The 14,440-nt window shown below is 75.6% G+C and carries 12 protein-coding genes; 4 read left to right on the top strand and 8 right to left on the bottom strand.

The window, feature by feature from the left end; translation table 11 throughout:
* Positions 1-83: 83 nt before the first annotated feature.
* From ACMA1D_RS04905 to ACMA1D_RS04935, 7 genes are all read right to left on the bottom strand, one after another.
* Entirely contained in the window at positions 84-1,082 is a 999-nt protein-coding gene (locus tag ACMA1D_RS04905) for a tetratricopeptide repeat protein (protein WP_414722611.1), read from the bottom strand.
* Between the two features lie 349 nt (positions 1,083-1,431).
* Positions 1,432-2,721: an HD-GYP domain-containing protein gene (locus tag ACMA1D_RS04910; protein WP_414722612.1), complete on the bottom strand. Its 1,290-nt coding sequence runs from the start codon at positions 2,719-2,721 to the stop codon at positions 1,432-1,434.
* Between the two features lie 275 nt (positions 2,722-2,996).
* Positions 2,997-5,435 carry an HD-GYP domain-containing protein gene (locus ACMA1D_RS04915; protein WP_414722613.1) on the bottom strand — a complete coding sequence of 813 codons (2,439 nt, stop codon included), beginning with the start codon at positions 5,433-5,435 and terminating at the stop codon, positions 2,997-2,999.
* A gap of 650 nt (positions 5,436-6,085) precedes the next feature.
* Positions 6,086-6,568 (bottom strand): mycothiol system anti-sigma-R factor, encoded by a 483-nt coding sequence (gene rsrA, locus ACMA1D_RS04920; RefSeq protein WP_414722614.1) that lies wholly within the window; start codon positions 6,566-6,568, stop codon positions 6,086-6,088.
* Complete coding sequence (locus tag ACMA1D_RS04925; RefSeq protein WP_414722662.1) at positions 6,565-7,356, bottom strand: sigma-70 family RNA polymerase sigma factor; 792 nt, start codon at positions 7,354-7,356, stop codon at positions 6,565-6,567. The genes rsrA and ACMA1D_RS04925 overlap by 4 nt, the downstream gene beginning before the upstream one ends.
* 255 nt (positions 7,357-7,611) lie before the next feature.
* On the bottom strand, positions 7,612-8,286 hold the full coding sequence (locus tag ACMA1D_RS04930) for an alpha/beta family hydrolase (RefSeq protein ID WP_414722615.1): 675 nt from the start codon (positions 8,284-8,286) through the stop codon (positions 7,612-7,614).
* Positions 8,287-8,599: 313 nt separating this feature from the next.
* Positions 8,600-9,421, bottom strand: coding sequence for an SOS response-associated peptidase (locus ACMA1D_RS04935; RefSeq protein ID WP_414722616.1), 822 nt, complete (start codon positions 9,419-9,421; stop codon positions 8,600-8,602).
* Positions 9,422-9,661: 240 nt separating this feature from the next.
* Between ACMA1D_RS04935 and ACMA1D_RS04940 the strand changes: the two genes are divergently transcribed.
* The 4 genes from ACMA1D_RS04940 to ACMA1D_RS04955 all read left to right on the top strand — a co-directional run bounded on the left by ACMA1D_RS04940 (position 9,662) and on the right by ACMA1D_RS04955 (position 13,507).
* Entirely contained in the window at positions 9,662-10,375 is a 714-nt protein-coding gene (locus ACMA1D_RS04940) for a M50 family metallopeptidase (protein WP_414722617.1), read from the top strand.
* Between the two features lie 287 nt (positions 10,376-10,662).
* Positions 10,663-12,063, top strand: coding sequence for a 3-phosphoshikimate 1-carboxyvinyltransferase (gene aroA / locus ACMA1D_RS04945; protein WP_414722618.1), 1,401 nt, complete (start codon positions 10,663-10,665; stop codon positions 12,061-12,063).
* Positions 12,064-12,073: 10 nt separating this feature from the next.
* On the top strand, positions 12,074-13,081 hold the full coding sequence (gene rsgA, locus ACMA1D_RS04950; RefSeq protein ID WP_414722619.1) for a ribosome small subunit-dependent GTPase A: 1,008 nt from the start codon (positions 12,074-12,076) through the stop codon (positions 13,079-13,081).
* A 102-nt stretch (positions 13,082-13,183) separates the two neighbouring features.
* Positions 13,184-13,507 (top strand): multidrug efflux SMR transporter, encoded by a 324-nt coding sequence (locus ACMA1D_RS04955; RefSeq protein WP_349995948.1) that lies wholly within the window; start codon positions 13,184-13,186, stop codon positions 13,505-13,507.
* 13 nt (positions 13,508-13,520) lie between these two features.
* Here ACMA1D_RS04955 and ACMA1D_RS04960 read toward each other — a convergent pair whose 3' ends face one another.
* Positions 13,521-14,315, bottom strand: a complete 795-nt coding sequence (locus tag ACMA1D_RS04960; protein ID WP_414722620.1) for a TetR/AcrR family transcriptional regulator — start codon at positions 14,313-14,315, stop codon at positions 13,521-13,523.
* Between the last annotated feature and the right edge of the window lie 125 nt (positions 14,316-14,440).

The following is a 14,440-nucleotide window of genomic DNA, read 5'->3' on the forward strand; positions in this document are numbered from 1 at the left end:
ACGGGGCACGAAGGCCGTGCGGCAGCAGGGTGCGCGGCCACGGAACAAGCGGGCCGTGCGGCAGCGCGAGGCACGGGGCGCGCTCAGCAGACCTCTTCCAGGTCCCGCCACTCGCGGGTCTCCGGGCTGTCGGCGACCCAGCCGTCGAGCAGTCCGCGCACCAGGCCGACCGGGGCCGCGATGCCGCACTCCCGCTCCGGCACCCACAGCGAACCCGAGCCCGCGGTGCGGTGGCCGAGCGGCCCCGGATGGCCGGGCTCGCTGTGGTCGTGCGGGTCCAGGTGCTCGCCGTCGCCCTCGTCGCTCGGCATCCGGCTCTCGGAACAGGAACGGCACAGCAGCCGCACCGACGACGACCAGTCCTCGGCCGCGAAGCCGGCGTCGGCGGCCAGCCGCTCCAGCGCGTCCCGGTCGGTCTCGCGGGCCGCCTCGATCAGCACCACCCAGGTCGGCACCGGCGACGGCGCCCACAGCTCGATCTCGTCGAAGACCGGGTAGGAGGGGCCAGCGGCGGTGGTGCGCTCGCCGTGCGGGACCCCGTCGTGCAGCACGACCTCGCCCCAGCGCCGCCCCGACGACGGCAGCGGAATGCTCAGCACCTCGATCCGGGCCGGGTCCAGTCGGCGGCCCCAGACGACCTCGGCCTCGCCCTCGGGCGAGAGCCGCACCGCGGCGCTGCCCAGGTCCATGTCGACCGGCGCGTTGCCGGAACCCGCGGTCAGCGCCTGGTCACCGCGCGACTTGAGGCCGTACGCCTGCCACGCCCGGCGGGCCAGCGGCCAGTCCTGGAGGGCGGTGGCCGCGATGCCCACGTTCCACCAGTCGGGGGCGCCGGAGTCGCGGTCCAGCAGGGCGACGGCGCGCAGGCCGGCCGTTCTGGCCTGCTCCCAGTCGTGCCGGAACTTGTGCAGCAGGGCCAGGTTGAACCAGGACTCGGAGAGCCAGGGCTCCAGGTCGACGGCGCGCGTCAGCAGCGCGCCCGCGTCCTCGTACCGACCGTCGCCGATGAGCGTGAAGGCACGGTCGGTGGCCTGCCGCCAGGAGGCGGACGGCCGGCGCCGCACCTTGCCGAAGATCCTCACGATTCCCGCCTACCGATTGCTGCGTCATTCCGCGCCGATGCCCTTACGAGCGGCGTCGTCCTCCCTGACGACAACCTGCCACATCTTCACGAACATCTCAGCCCGGCCCCTGCGATCCGGTCGGAGCAGGGCATGCACTACCCCCACTCCTTGCCGCGGGCCGGCGCCGCGACACCCCCTGCTCCGCATCCAACCATGCCCATTCCGGGGCCCGCTCATTACCCACGGGTTGTAGCAAGGGCCTGCCACTCCGCGCGCCCCGGCCCACCAGGAGCGACGGAGCGCGCCGCGCCCCTGCGACGCCCTTCACCCATGCGAAAAGCGACTTCCGCCATGCGGGATCGGCGGGTCAGGGGGCGGGCATCCGGCGCAGCACCCGGGCCAGCGCCGCCACCACGGCCGGGTCGTACTCCCGCTCCGTCCCCAACCACAGCCGCTCCATCGCCCCCGGCGCACCGCCCAGCACCTCGCCGTCCAGGGACGGGGCGGCCGGCAGGGAAGGGGCGGCCGGCGCCCGCCGCCCGCGGCCCGCGCCGCTCCCCCGCGCTCCGGCCCCGTCCGCGCCGCGCGGGTCACCCGCACCACGCGGGCCGTCCGCACCGTCCGCGAAGGGGTCGGCAAGATCACCCGTGAGGTCCGCATAGGCGTTGACCACGCGGAGGATGCGGGCGGTGGGCGGCTGCTCACGGTACGGAGCGGCCTGCTGCTCGACCGTGCGGGCGACTTCTTCGGGCGCCCCGGTCCGCCGTACGACGCTGGCGCCGAGCCGGGCTATGCGCTCGGCCTCCACGGCCGGCAGCGGCTCGGTGGCGCCGGCCGGGTACGGGTCGACGAGTGCGAGTTGCCCCACGTCGTGCAGGAGGGCCGCGCATTCGAGCACCGCCCGGGCGTGCGCGGAGAGCCCCAGCTCACGGCCGGTCTCACCGGCGAGCAGGGCGACCCGCTGGGCGTGACCCGGCGGGGTGTGGCCGGCGATCTCGGTGGCACGGGCCAGCGAGGCGACGGTCTGCCGGCCGGCGGCCCGTACCAGCGCGCCCCGCCGCGCCGACCACTGCACCAGCAGCAGCGGCACGCCGAGCAGCGGCACCGCCCACGGCCCCGCGACCGCCGCGGCGAGCGCCAGCGCCACCGCGGCGCCGGCGACCACCAGGCCCAGGCCGAGTTGGGCCCGCAGCCGCTCGTCGAGCGGCGTCGCGGGGGCGCCGTCCGCCGGGGTCGCGGCACAGAGCGCGGCGAGCCCCGTCTCGCACAGCACGGTCAGCCCGAGCACGAGCAGCACGTAGCCGAGTACGGGCGCGCCGTCGGCCCGCTCGGTATCGAACGCGGCGCACCGGTCGAGGGGTTGGCAGCAGAGCGCGGCGAAGGCGACCGTCACAACGCGGCGCGCCCACAGGTCACGGTCCGCACGCTGGCCGACGGCGAGCAGCGGCACCCGCCCGAGCAGCCCGGCCAGCGCCACCACGGCGACGGCCTGTGCCGTGCCCAACATCCCGCCGGATCCGGTCAGTTGACACACCACTGCATGGCCGAGCGCGGCTGCGGCACCGAGCGGCGCCGGGTCCCGGTCCCGCACCAACGCGTCCGCGGGGCAACGGGCCGCCTCACCGGCCGCGATCAACACCCCGAAGGCGAGCGCCATCCCGAGCCCCTGCGCCCCGTGCCAGGCGGTCCAGCCAACCGCGGCAAGCGCGAACGCAGCGGCAACACCGTGCACGAACAGTGGGCGCAGCACGGCGGTGGGAGGCGGGGCGGCTTCGCCAGGGGGCGGGTTGCCCACGGCGGGGGGCTGGTTGGGGCGGGCGGCGCGGGCGGCCCGACCCGTTGCCTCCCGCCGATCCGACGCCGCGGGCCGCTCTCCCCGGCCATCCCGCCCGGCAGGCCCCGGCCCGTCCGACCTCGTGCCCCCGCCGCTGGTCATCGGCTCGCGCGGTCGGTCCCGGCGGCCGGTCCGCGGTGGCCCGGCCGGCCCGTGGGCGCGCCCCCCGGGCCGCCCCGTGCCGTCCGCGCGCCGCCGGTCACCGCGTCCTGCTGTCCCGCCCCGCCGGCCCCCACCGGCTCGTCCCGCGGCGCGCCCGTACCGGAACCGCCCGCCGTCTGGGACCGGCCCGCCCGGCCGGACCCGCCGGCCGCCCCGCGCGGAGCCCCCCGGCCCGATCTGCCGGCCGCCTCGCGCGGGACCAACACGCCCGCGCCAGAGGTCACTCCACGCCCCGCCACCAGACCTTGCCCACGCCCCGTGTGCTCGTCGCCCGCCACCGGCGCACGCTGTTCAGACCGCCCGGACCGGGCGGTCTGCTCAGGCCGCTCCGCGCCGCGCCGGCCAGGACGCGCCCCGCCGCGCGCGGGTTCGCGCCGCCCCGTCCGCTCGTCCTCGCGCGCGGGGGCGCGCCCGTACCGGTCTCCCTCTGTCGTGCGGACCGGCGCCGCGGCGCGCTGGCCGAGCCGTAGCCGCAGGAGGCCGGCCCACAACCGCCGGGCCGCCGCCGCCCGTTCGGGGTCGCTCCGGTTCGGGCCGGTCTGCGCCGCGCGGGCGGCGGGCGGCTGCTCCGCGCCGTCCCCGCACAGGTCCACGCACGCCGTGCCGTACGCGGCGTGGCAGGCTCCCCCGCAACTGGCTCCCGGACAACCGCCACCCGCCGCCGCGCGGTCGCGTCCTCGGGCGGCACCCGCGGCCCGCCGGTCGTACGCAGCCGCCGGCAGCACGCCCCGCACCGCGGCGGACGGCGCGCCAAACGTCGCGGCTCCTGCCGCACCCGCCGCACCCGCCACGCCGTACGGGGCACCACCGCCGTCGCCGTACACGCCGTGCCCGGCGCCCGTGCGGGACGGGCGGGCCGTGCGGGAGCCTTCGCCGTACGCGGCACCGGCCGCATCGCCGTACGCGCCCGCCGCGATCGCCTCCTGGCCCGCCTCGTCGACCTCCTCCACGCTCTCGGGCTGCCAGCCGTGCCGGTCCAGGGCGCGGACCAGCGCGCCCACCATCCGCGGGTCGAACTGCGATCCGGCGCAGCGGCGGAGCTCCTCGACGGCGACGGAGACCGGGCGGGCCCGCCGGTAGCTGCGGGTCGAGGTCATCGCGTCGAACGCGTCGGCCACCGCCACCACCCGGGCCACCTCCGGGATCTCGCCCCCGGCCAGGCCGTGCGGATAGCCGCTGCCGTCCAACCGCTCGTGGTGGTGCAAGATCGCTGACCTGGCCTCGCCGAGACAGCCGATCCCGTGCGCCACCGCGTCGCCCTGCTCCGGGTGCAGCTCGATCACCTGCCGCTCCTGCGGGGTCAACGGCCCGTTCTTGCGCAGCACTCGGGTCGGCACGGCGAGCTTGCCCACGTCGTGCAGGACGCCGGCGACGCGCAGCACCTCCTGCCGGTCGGCCGCCATGCCCAGTTCGCGGGCGATCAACACCGATGCCTGACCGACGCGTTCGCCGTGTCGGCGCGTATAGCGGTCCTTCAGGTCCATGGCCTGCACCAGCGCCCGCACGGCCAGTTGGCGCGCGGCGTGCTCCCGGGGCCAGGGAGCCGGGCCCCGGCAGGCCGCCCCGATCGGCACCAGCACCAACAGGGCGGCCGACGGCCCGTACGGGCTCCGCCACAGCACCGCCATCACCAGCCCGACGAGCGCCAACAGGAGTTGCACGGCGCCGAACCCGGCCGCCCCGCGCCACCAGCCGGCCGGAGGGCGGCGCCCGACGGCACGCAGCGCCCCGCCGTCCAGGCAGGTCAGCGTCAGGGCGCAGACGAGGGCCGCGCAGAGCGTGCCGGGCAGGGCGGGCAGCAGGTCGGCCGCGGCGACCGCCGCCGGCCCGTCGAGCGCGCGGAAGGCGGCGGCGCTCGCCCCCGCCGCCAGTGCGAGCCGTGCCACGCGCCAGCTCCGGCTGGCCAACGCCGGCCCGCCGGCCGGGCCCTGGACCGCGCCCCGGAGCACGAGCGCGCCCGCCGCCGGCACCAGCGCCGCGGCTGCCGGCGGCAACAGGAAGGCCCCGGCGAAGAGCGCGGCGCTGCACCACAGCGGCACCGGGACGAGGGCCGCGGCCGGGCCCGGTGGCGCGGCGGGGCTGCCCGAATCCGCTGCGGCGGGGCCGGTCGAGCCCACCGCGGCGGGGCTGCCCGGATGCGCCACGGCCGTGTCTACGGGCCCGGCGGCGCGGCCCGCGAGCTGGCAGCCCGCGTAGCCGAGGGCGAGCAGCACGGTGGGGAGCCAGGGGGCGGCGCCCGGTGGCGCGGGGAGCAGGTCGGCGTCCGGGCCGAGGACCGCGGCGGGGGCGCTGGCCAGGGCCGGGGCGGCACAACAGGCCGCCGCACAAACGGCGCCGAAGATGTAGATGCGCGCGGCTTGCGGGAGTGTCCGCACGGTGCCCTCCTCCCCCGTTCACACTGCCTTCCAGTCAGGTTGGGGAGGATAGGACGGCACCACGGCAAAAACGTCTGCTCGGTACGAATCAGCCGCTCGGTGGGAACAGATACACACCTTCGGGTGACGAACAGTTGGCGAACATGTGGTGCACCACGCACCAGACGTTCATGCGTTCGCATACCGGGCGCCCTCCGCCCCACCCGCCCCGCACCACCCAGCAACCCCGCACCACCGGGCAAGCACCACCGCACCACCCCTCACCCACAGCACCACGCGGTACGGACCCCAAGGGGGCGCACGACGGCGCGAGCGCCGGCGGAAAGGGCGCACCCGACGAACGGCGGAGCAGTGACGAAGCAGTGGCTGAGCAGCCGCAGCGCAGGGACGAACCGCGGGCAGCAACAGCGGCAGCGGGCGGGTGGCTACGACGGGGGCGAGCGGGGAAGCCGCCGGCGAGCGCGGGGAGCCGCGGGCGGGAGCGCGCAGCACACCTAGGCGCGTAGAAGCACACGTAGACACGCACAAGCGCGCAGCCACGTGGCGAGGAAGGGATCGAGGGCGGGAAGCCCGCCGTGGAGTCAGCCGCGGGCCGGGGGTGAGGTCAGCCGCGGGCCGGGGCGGAGCCAGTCGTGGGCCGCCCCGGGAGGTCAGTCGCGGGCGGCGGTGTCCGCGGTGCCGTCGGCGGCCCCTGCGGACGGCGCGCCCCACGAGGGTGCCGAGGCCGCGGCGGCCGGGGACGACGTGGCGGCCGGACCGGCGGCGGCCGGAGCAGCGCCGCTCGCCGCCGCGCCCGGACCGCGCTGGGCACTCTCCCCGCCGCCGCGCACGGACGGGCCGGGACCGGTCTCCAGCACCGCGTGGTCGGGCACGGCCTCGCCCGAGCGGATCAGCTCGATCCGGCCCATCACCTTGGACCGCAGGTCGGCGGGGACGTCGTCCTGGCCGCAGCAGCGCTTGACGAGCTTCTTGACCGCCTGCTCCAGGCCGTACTTCTCCAGACACGGCGAGCACTCGTCGATGTGCACCTCGAACTTGGCGCAGTCACCGTCGGGCATCTCGTGGTCGAGGAACTCATACAGGTGGTCGAGGACCTCAGAGCAGTCCGTCTCGTGCGGGTCACCGCAGCTCATGAGCCCGAGCCTTTCCGATTGTGCGACTCTTCCCCTGACGGTGCCGGGGAGGCCCCGCTCGACAAGGCCCCCGCGCCCGCCGGCACCAGCCCGCGTCCACGGGCGTAGTCCTCCAGCAGACCCCGGAGTTGGCGGCGCCCACGGTGCAGTCGAGACATCACCGTACCGATGGGTGTACCCATGATGTCCGCGATCTCCTTGTAGGCAAAGCCCTCCACGTCGGCGAGGTAGACCGCAATGCGGAATTCCTCGGGGATCGCCTGGAGCGCAGCCTTCACGTCGGAGTCGGGCAGGTGGTCGAGGGCCTGGGACTCGGCGGAGCGCAGCCCCGTCGACATGTGCGACTCGGCGCGCGCGAGCTGCCAGTCCTCGATCTCCTCCGCGGCGCTGCGCTGTGGTTCGCGCTGCTTCTTGCGGTAGGAGTTGATGAAGGTGTTGGTGAGGATGCGGTACAGCCACGCCTTGAGGTTGGTGCCCTCGCGGAACTGGTGGAACGACGCGTACGCCTTGGCGTAGGTCTCCTGCACCAGGTCCTCGGCGTCGGCCGGGTTACGGGTCATCCGCAGGGCGGCCGAATACATCTGGTCGAGGAAGGTCAGGGCGTCCCGCTCGAAGCGGGCGTTCCGCTCGGCGGCCGTCTCGTGTCCCTCGCCGGCCGCGGTCGTCTCGGCCTGAGCGGTCTCCTGCTCGGCAGCGCTGACCTGCGCGGCGGACGCCTGCTGGCGCGCCGTGGCCGAACCCTGCGTCGTGCCGTCGGTCCCCGCGTCCGTCCCAGTGACCGGACCCACCTCCTCCAACACCGTGGCGAGGCCGGATGCGGTCCCGCTTGAATCGGAGAATAGACGACGATCCGGTGCGCCCGCCGCTCCAGCCAGCGTCGACTGGTCGACCCGAAGCTGCGACCACCCCAGGTCGGCGGTCTGCGGACGGGACGGGCAAGCAAGCGAACCCATGCGGGAGACTCCCATTCCTCGTACTGATGCCGCTACGTATCGGTCCCTACGCCCGACACAACACCCGTCCACCGGTTCGCATTCCCGCGCTCAGCGACCGATCTGATCCAGCCAGGTGGCGACGGCCTCGGTGAGCACGCCCAGTGCGGCCTCTTGGGTGAGGTCGGCCGACTTCGGCACCGCGAAGCCGTGGTCGCCCGCCGGCACCTCCACGATCTCGGTGCCCGCGGGGAACTCCGCCGGTCGGCCGAACGGGTCCCGGCCGCCCTGCACCACCAGCGTCGGGAGCCCGGCGCCCGCCAGTTCGTCCGCCCGCGACTTCTCCGGCTTGCCCGGCGGGTGCAGCGGGAAGGAGAGCGCGAGCACGGCGCGGGCGCCCAACTCGCGGCCCGTCCGACAGGCGACCCGGGCGCCCGCGCTGCGCCCGCCGGCGACCACCGGCACCCCGGGCCCGGCGAGCGCCGGCCACAGGGCCCGCCATCCGGTGTCCAGCGTCTTGGGGGCGGGCGCCAGCTTCTTGCCCGCCACCCGCCAGGGCTGCTCCACCAGGGCGACGCTCACCCCGCGCGGCGGCAGGGTCGCGGCCAGCGCCACCAGGTCCCGCGCCTCGATGCCGCCGCCGGCCCCGTGCCCCAGCGCCAGGACGAGCCGCGCGCCCGGCGCCCGGTGCCAGGTGATCCGCGCGTCCCCGGTCGGGGTCTGCACCGTCACGCGCTCCGCCTCGGGGCCGCCGCCACCCGCCGTCTGCTCCGCCGTCGTCCGCATCCCCCCATCCTGCCGCGCCCCCGCCCGCGCCCGCGGGACCCCCGCCGCCGCGCCCCGTACGGCATCGACACCGGCCCGCGCCGCGGCAGCCCGTACGCCGCGTACGCCCCGTACGAGGTGGCCGCGGCGCGGCCGGTCGTACGCCACCGCCCGTACGCGGGCCCGGCCGACCGGGGCCGCAGACCTGCGGCTGCCCGCCCGCCGCCCTCGCCCGCGGGCGCGCGCGTGGGCGTGCCGCCTACGCGCCGTGTACGAGCACCTCGCACGCCGCATCCCCACGGGGCGGGCGAGGCGGTCTAGAACGCGGGGCGGTCTAGAACAGCGTCTCCTCCTCCGGAGCCGGCAGTTCCTTGAGCAGTTCCGGACCGTTGTTGCGGACGTTGCTCACGTCGACGCCCACCGGGTAGGCCCGCAGCAGGCCGCCGGGTGGCGGGGCGAGCAGGGCGCGCAGGGACTCCTCGTCGGTGTGGTGCGGGTCGAGCCAGGCCGCCCAGCGGTCCGGGGTCAGCATGAGCGGCATCCGCGGGTGGATCTCGGCGAGCGAGGCCGGCCCCGGGTCCTGCGGGTCACGGCCGGCCAGCGGGACCGTCTCCGCCTCGGTCGTGATCACCGAGCAGGTGGCCCACCACGCGCGCGGGTGGTCGTCGGGGAGCGTGCGGTCGCGCCAGAACTCGTACAGCCCCGCCATCGCCAGCACCGAGCCGTCCGCCGGCGTGACGAAGTACGGCTGCTTGCGGGCGCGCTTCTTGCGCCCCTTCTCCTCCAACTGGCGCTCGTCGGCGCCGGTGACCCACTCGTAGTAGCCGTCCGCCGGGATGACGCAGCGCCGGGCCGCGAAGGCGCGCCGGAAGGAGGGCTTCTCGTGCACCGTCTCCGCGCGCGCGTTGATCATCTTCACGCCGACCTCCGGCGTCTTCGCCCAGGAGGGGACGAGGCCCCAGCGCAGCGGTCGGAGCTGGCGGACCGGGGTGCGGTCGGCCGCGTGCTTGATGGGGCGCTCCAGGACCGCGTACACGTCCTTGGTCGGTGCGACGTTCCAGTCGGGAGCCAGCGTCTCGGTCGGCTCCCACTTGCCCACGTCGAAGATCCCGGCCAGGTCCTCGGGCTTCCGGCTCGCCGCGTACCGTCCGCACATCTCGCTTACCACCCCTACCGAGCGCACCGTTGCTGCTGCCCCCATGCTGCCGCACCCGGCGCCCGGGCCGGACGGCGTGCGCCCCTGGGCGGCGCCCGCGCCCCCGACGGAACCCGTTCCCGCGCGGCTGCGTTTTTCCTACTGTCTGCCCGGAGGTGCCAGACTGCGGCACCACCGCGGCCGGGCCGGCACCGCCGCCGGACGCACGCCAGGACCGACCCGGACAGGAGCCACCCACAGATGGAAAGCACCAGCGCGAGCGACCTGTGGGACCGCGTCTTCGGCACCCAACCCGACCCGTCCCACTGGCTGGTCGTGATCACCGGTCTGATCGCGCTCGCCGTCGTCACCTTCCGGCTGTCCTGGCGGCTGGCGCGGAACGCGATCACCATCGCGCACGAGGGCGGGCACGGCCTGGTGGCGCTGCTCAGCGGGCGCCGGCTGGACGGCATACGCCTGCACTCGGACACCTCGGGGCTGACCGTCTCGCGCGGCAAACCGACCGGGCTCGGCATGATCCTCACCGCCGCCGCCGGCTACATAGCGCCGTCCCTGCTGGGCCTCGGCGGCGCCTGGCTGCTGGCCGCCGGGCACATCACGGCCCTGCTGTGGGGCGCGACCGCGCTGCTCGTGGCGATGCTGGTGATGATCCGCAACGCCTACGGGGCGCTGTCCGTCCTGGTCACCGGCGCCGCCTTCCTGCTCGTCTCCTGGCTGACGGAGCCCGAGGTGCAGGCGGCGTTCGCGTACGGGGTGGTGTGGTTCCTGCTGCTCGGCGGGGTCAGGCCGCCGTTCGAGCTCCAGCGCAAGCGGCGGTACGGGCAGGCCGGGGACTCCGACCCGGACCAGCTCGCCCGGCTGACGCACGTACCGGCGGCGCTGTGGATGCTCCTCTTCCACACCGTGACGCTCTGCTCGCTGCTCGGCGGCGGGCGCTGGCTGCTGGACGTCTGAGCACCGGGCCCGTACGGACCGACCGGGCGCCCGCCCGTACGGGTCCGCCCGAGCAGCCGCCGGTGCGTGACCCCGCCGAGCAGCCGGCGGACCGTCCGCGCGGCCCGCGTCACGGCCGGGCGCCCGGCCCGTACGCGGTGTTCACCCCGCGGGCGACCGGCCCCCACCGGGTGTTCGCCCGGTGAGCGGCCACGGGTCGGACCACGTCTATCAGTGCCGTGTTACGAAGGGGTTTCACCGTTTTTGATCGGTAATGGCCCTTCGACAGAGCCACTAAAGTAAGGCTCATGACCGGCACTGAGACCTCCCCGGATGACGCCCTCGCTCTCTGGCCTGCTCCGCTCGCGCACGACGCGGTCGATGCGACCGTCACCGTGCCCGGTTCCAAGTCCGTGACCAACCGCGGCCTGGTCCTCGCCGCGCTCGCCGCCGAGCCCGGCTGGCTGCGCCGCCCGCTGCGCTCCCGCGACACGTTGCTGATGGCCGAGGCGCTGCGCGCGCTCGGCGTCGGCATCGAAGAGACCATCGCCTCCAACTCCGCCGCCGGCGGGTCCGGCGCCCCCACCGGGGGCGGCGAGGCATGGCGGGTGATCCCCGCGGGCCTGCACGGCCCGGCCACCGTGGACGTCGGCAACGCCGGCACCGTCATGCGCTTCCTGCCGCCGGTGGCCGCGCTCGCCGACGGCCCGGTCCGCTTCGACGGCGACCCCCGCTCCTACGAACGCCCGCTGCACGGCGTGATCGACGCGCTGCGCGCGCTCGGCGCCCGCATCGACGACGACGGCCGCGGCGCCCTGCCACTGACCGTGCACGGCAACGGCAGCATCGACGGCGGCCCGGTCCGCATCGACGCCTCCGCCTCCTCCCAGTTCGTCAGCGCCCTGCTGCTCTCCGGCGCTCGGTTCAACCAGGGCGTCGAGGTCCGGCACGTCGGCTCCGCGCTGCCCTCCATGCCGCACATCCGGATGACCGTGGACATGCTGCGCAGCGCCGGCGCCGCCGTGGACACCCCCGAGGCGGGCGGCGAGCCCGACGTGTGGCGGGTGGCCCCGAGCGCCCTGCTCGGCCGCGACCTGGTGGTGGAGCCCGACCTGTCCAACGCGGCCCCGTTCCTGGCCGCCGCGCTGATCACCGGCGGCCGGGTGACCATCCCCGACTGGCCCGAGCACACCACGCAGCCCGGCGACGCGCTGCGCGACATCTTCACCGAGATGGGTGGCTCCTGCGAGTTCACGACGACCGCCGACGGCACCGCGCTGACCTTCACCGGCACCGGCCGCATCCGCGGCATCGACGCCGACCTGCACGAGGTGGGCGAGCTGACCCCGGTGATCGCCGCGGTCGCGGCACTGGCCGAATCCGAATCGGTGCTGCGCGGCATCTCCCACCTGCGGCTGCACGAGACGGACCGGCTCGCGGCGCTGGCCAAGGAGTTCAACGACCTCGGCGGCGACGTCACCGAGACCGAGGACGGCCTGCGCATCCGCCCCCGCCCGCTGCACGGCGGCATCTTCCACACCTACGAGGACCACCGGCTGGCCACCGCGGCGGCCGTGCTCGGCCTCACCGTCAGCGGCATCCAGGTGGAGAACGTCGCCACCACCGCCAAGACGCTGCCCGACTTCCCCGGCCTGTGGACAGGGATGCTCAGCGCGACGCCCGGGGCGGCCCCGGTGTCGCGAGGCTGAGCGTCCCACCATGCGCCGCTACGGAAAGCACACCGACGAGGACGACGTACGCGTCCGCCCGGGCCGCCGGGGCAGCCGCCCCCGCACCAACCTCAGGCCCAAGCACGAGGACGCCGCCCCCGGCTTCGTGCTGACCGTGGACCGGGGCCGCATCACCTGCCTGGTCGACGGCCGCTCCATCCACGCCATGAAGGCCCGCGAGCTGGGCCGCAAGGGGGTGGTGGTCGGCGACCAGGTGGCCGTGGTGGGCGACCTGTCCGGCGACAAGGACACCCTGGCCAGGATCGTCCGCGTACAGCCGCGCAGCTCCGTGCTGCGCCGGACGGCCGACGACGACGACCCGTACGAGCGGGTGGTGGTCGCCAACGCCGACCAGTTGGCGATCGTCACCGCGCTCGCCGACCCCGAGCCACGGCCCCGGCTCATCGACCGCTGCCTGGTGGCCGCCTACGACGCCGGCCTTGAGCCGCTGCTGGTGCTCACCAAGTCCGACCTGGCCCCGCCCGACGCGCTGCTGTCCACGTACGACCTCCTGGACGTGCCGCACGTGGTGACCAACCGGGCCGAACTCGCCGACGGCGGCGCCGCCGACCGGGTCAGGGAGCACCTGACGGGGCGGGTCACCGCCTTCGTCGGGCACTCCGGGGTCGGGAAGACGACGCTGGTCAACGCGCTGGTGCCGGAGCGCAAGCGGGCCACCGGGCACGTCAACGCGGTGACCGGCCGCGGTCGGCACACCACCACGTCCGCGCTCGCGCTGCCGCTGCCGACCGGCAGCGGCTGGGTGATCGACACCCCGGGGGTGCGCTCGTTCGGGCTGCACCACGTGGACCCGGCGCGCGTCATCCACGCCTTCCCCGACCTGGAGGCGGGCACCGCGAACTGTCCGCGCGCCTGTAGCCACGACGAGCGCGACTGCGCGCTGGACGCCTGGGTGGCGGACGGTCACGCCGATCCGGACCGGCTGTACTCGCTGCGCCGGCTGCTCGCCACCCGCGAGCGGCACGAGGGGGACTGAGGCTGCCCCGGGAACGCCCGGGAACCCGGGGCCGACGTTTGCCCGTTGATCTCTGAGGTACATGCTTCTTCGCACACCTACCGAACAGCGGGAGGCAATCTGATGGCGTGGCTTCTCGTGGTGGTCGCCGGTCTCCTGGAAACGGGCTTCGCCGTCTGCCTCAAGCTCTCCCACGGGTTCACCCGGCTGTGGCCGACGATCGCGTTCTGCATCTTCGCGCTCGGCAGCTTCGGCCTCCTCACCCTCGCCCTGAAGAAGCTGGACGTGGGCCCGGCGTACGCGGTGTGGACGGGCATCGGCGCGGCCGGCACCGCCATCTACGGCATGGTCTTCCTCGACGACCTGGTCTCCACGCTGAAGATCGTCTCCATCTCCTTCGTCATCGTGGGCGTCATCGGCCTCCAACTCTCCGGCTCGGCCCACTGACCTCCTCCCCCGCTCAGCGCTCCGGCCGGGCCCCGGGCCCCGACCTCGGCCAGCCCGGCCGCCCCGGCTGACCTGCCTGGCCCGGCCGCCCCATCGGTCCCGGTTGCCCCATCGGTCCCGCTCCGTACCGAGGTACGAGCACCAGCCGGACCAGCGCGGCCACCTCGTCGGCGGCGACCGGCGCCACCACGTACGACACGGCCAGCCGCGCCGCCGTCTCGCACACCCGGCCCAACTCGGCGCGCGCGGCCGGTGGCCAGTCCGCACTGAGCGCGACCCGGGAGCGATCGCTGACCTGCCGCACCATCTCGACGGGGGTCGGCAGCCCCTTGGGCAGCGGCGGGCCGGGGGGCGGCGGATCGTCGAACGCGGGCCGGGCGGGCGCCGTTCCCCGGTCCGGGTGGTCCGACGGCCAGCCGGCGCCCGCGTGCCGCGGCCCGGGCACCGCCCGCGGCACGGCCGCGGGCGCCGGCAGCCGGTCGCCCCAGCACCCGGTGAGTGTCGCCCGCACCAGTGCGTTGCCGCGCGCCGCCCGTACGGTCCAAACGGCCGCAGCCGCCAGCCGCTCACCCGGGTCGCGGGCGCCGCCGACGGGCAGCAGCGCCTGTTCCACGCCACGCAGGTACGCCTCGGCCTCGCGCCGCACCAGCGCCCTGGCCAGGCCGTCCTTGCTGCCGAACTCGTTGTAGAGGGTCTGCCGGGACACTCCGGCAGCCGCGGCGACGTCCACCATGCGCACCCCGGCCCACGGCCGGCGGTCCAGGGCGCTGAACGCCGCGTTCAGTAGGGCTTCACGCGCTGTAGGCACCTTTGCCTCCCAGGCCCGGACAGCTCACCCGGCTGCCGTGCGGCACAGAATTGACGTGCCGCCAGACGCTGTCAAGGGACCCGGCGTGCGCCGGTTCGCCCCGCTTCGCCAAGGTAGTGTGCGAG

It is taken from the genome of Streptomyces sp. 796.1 (assembly GCF_047525675.1).
In the GTDB taxonomy this organism is placed as follows: Bacteria; Actinomycetota; Actinomycetes; order Streptomycetales; family Streptomycetaceae; genus Streptomyces.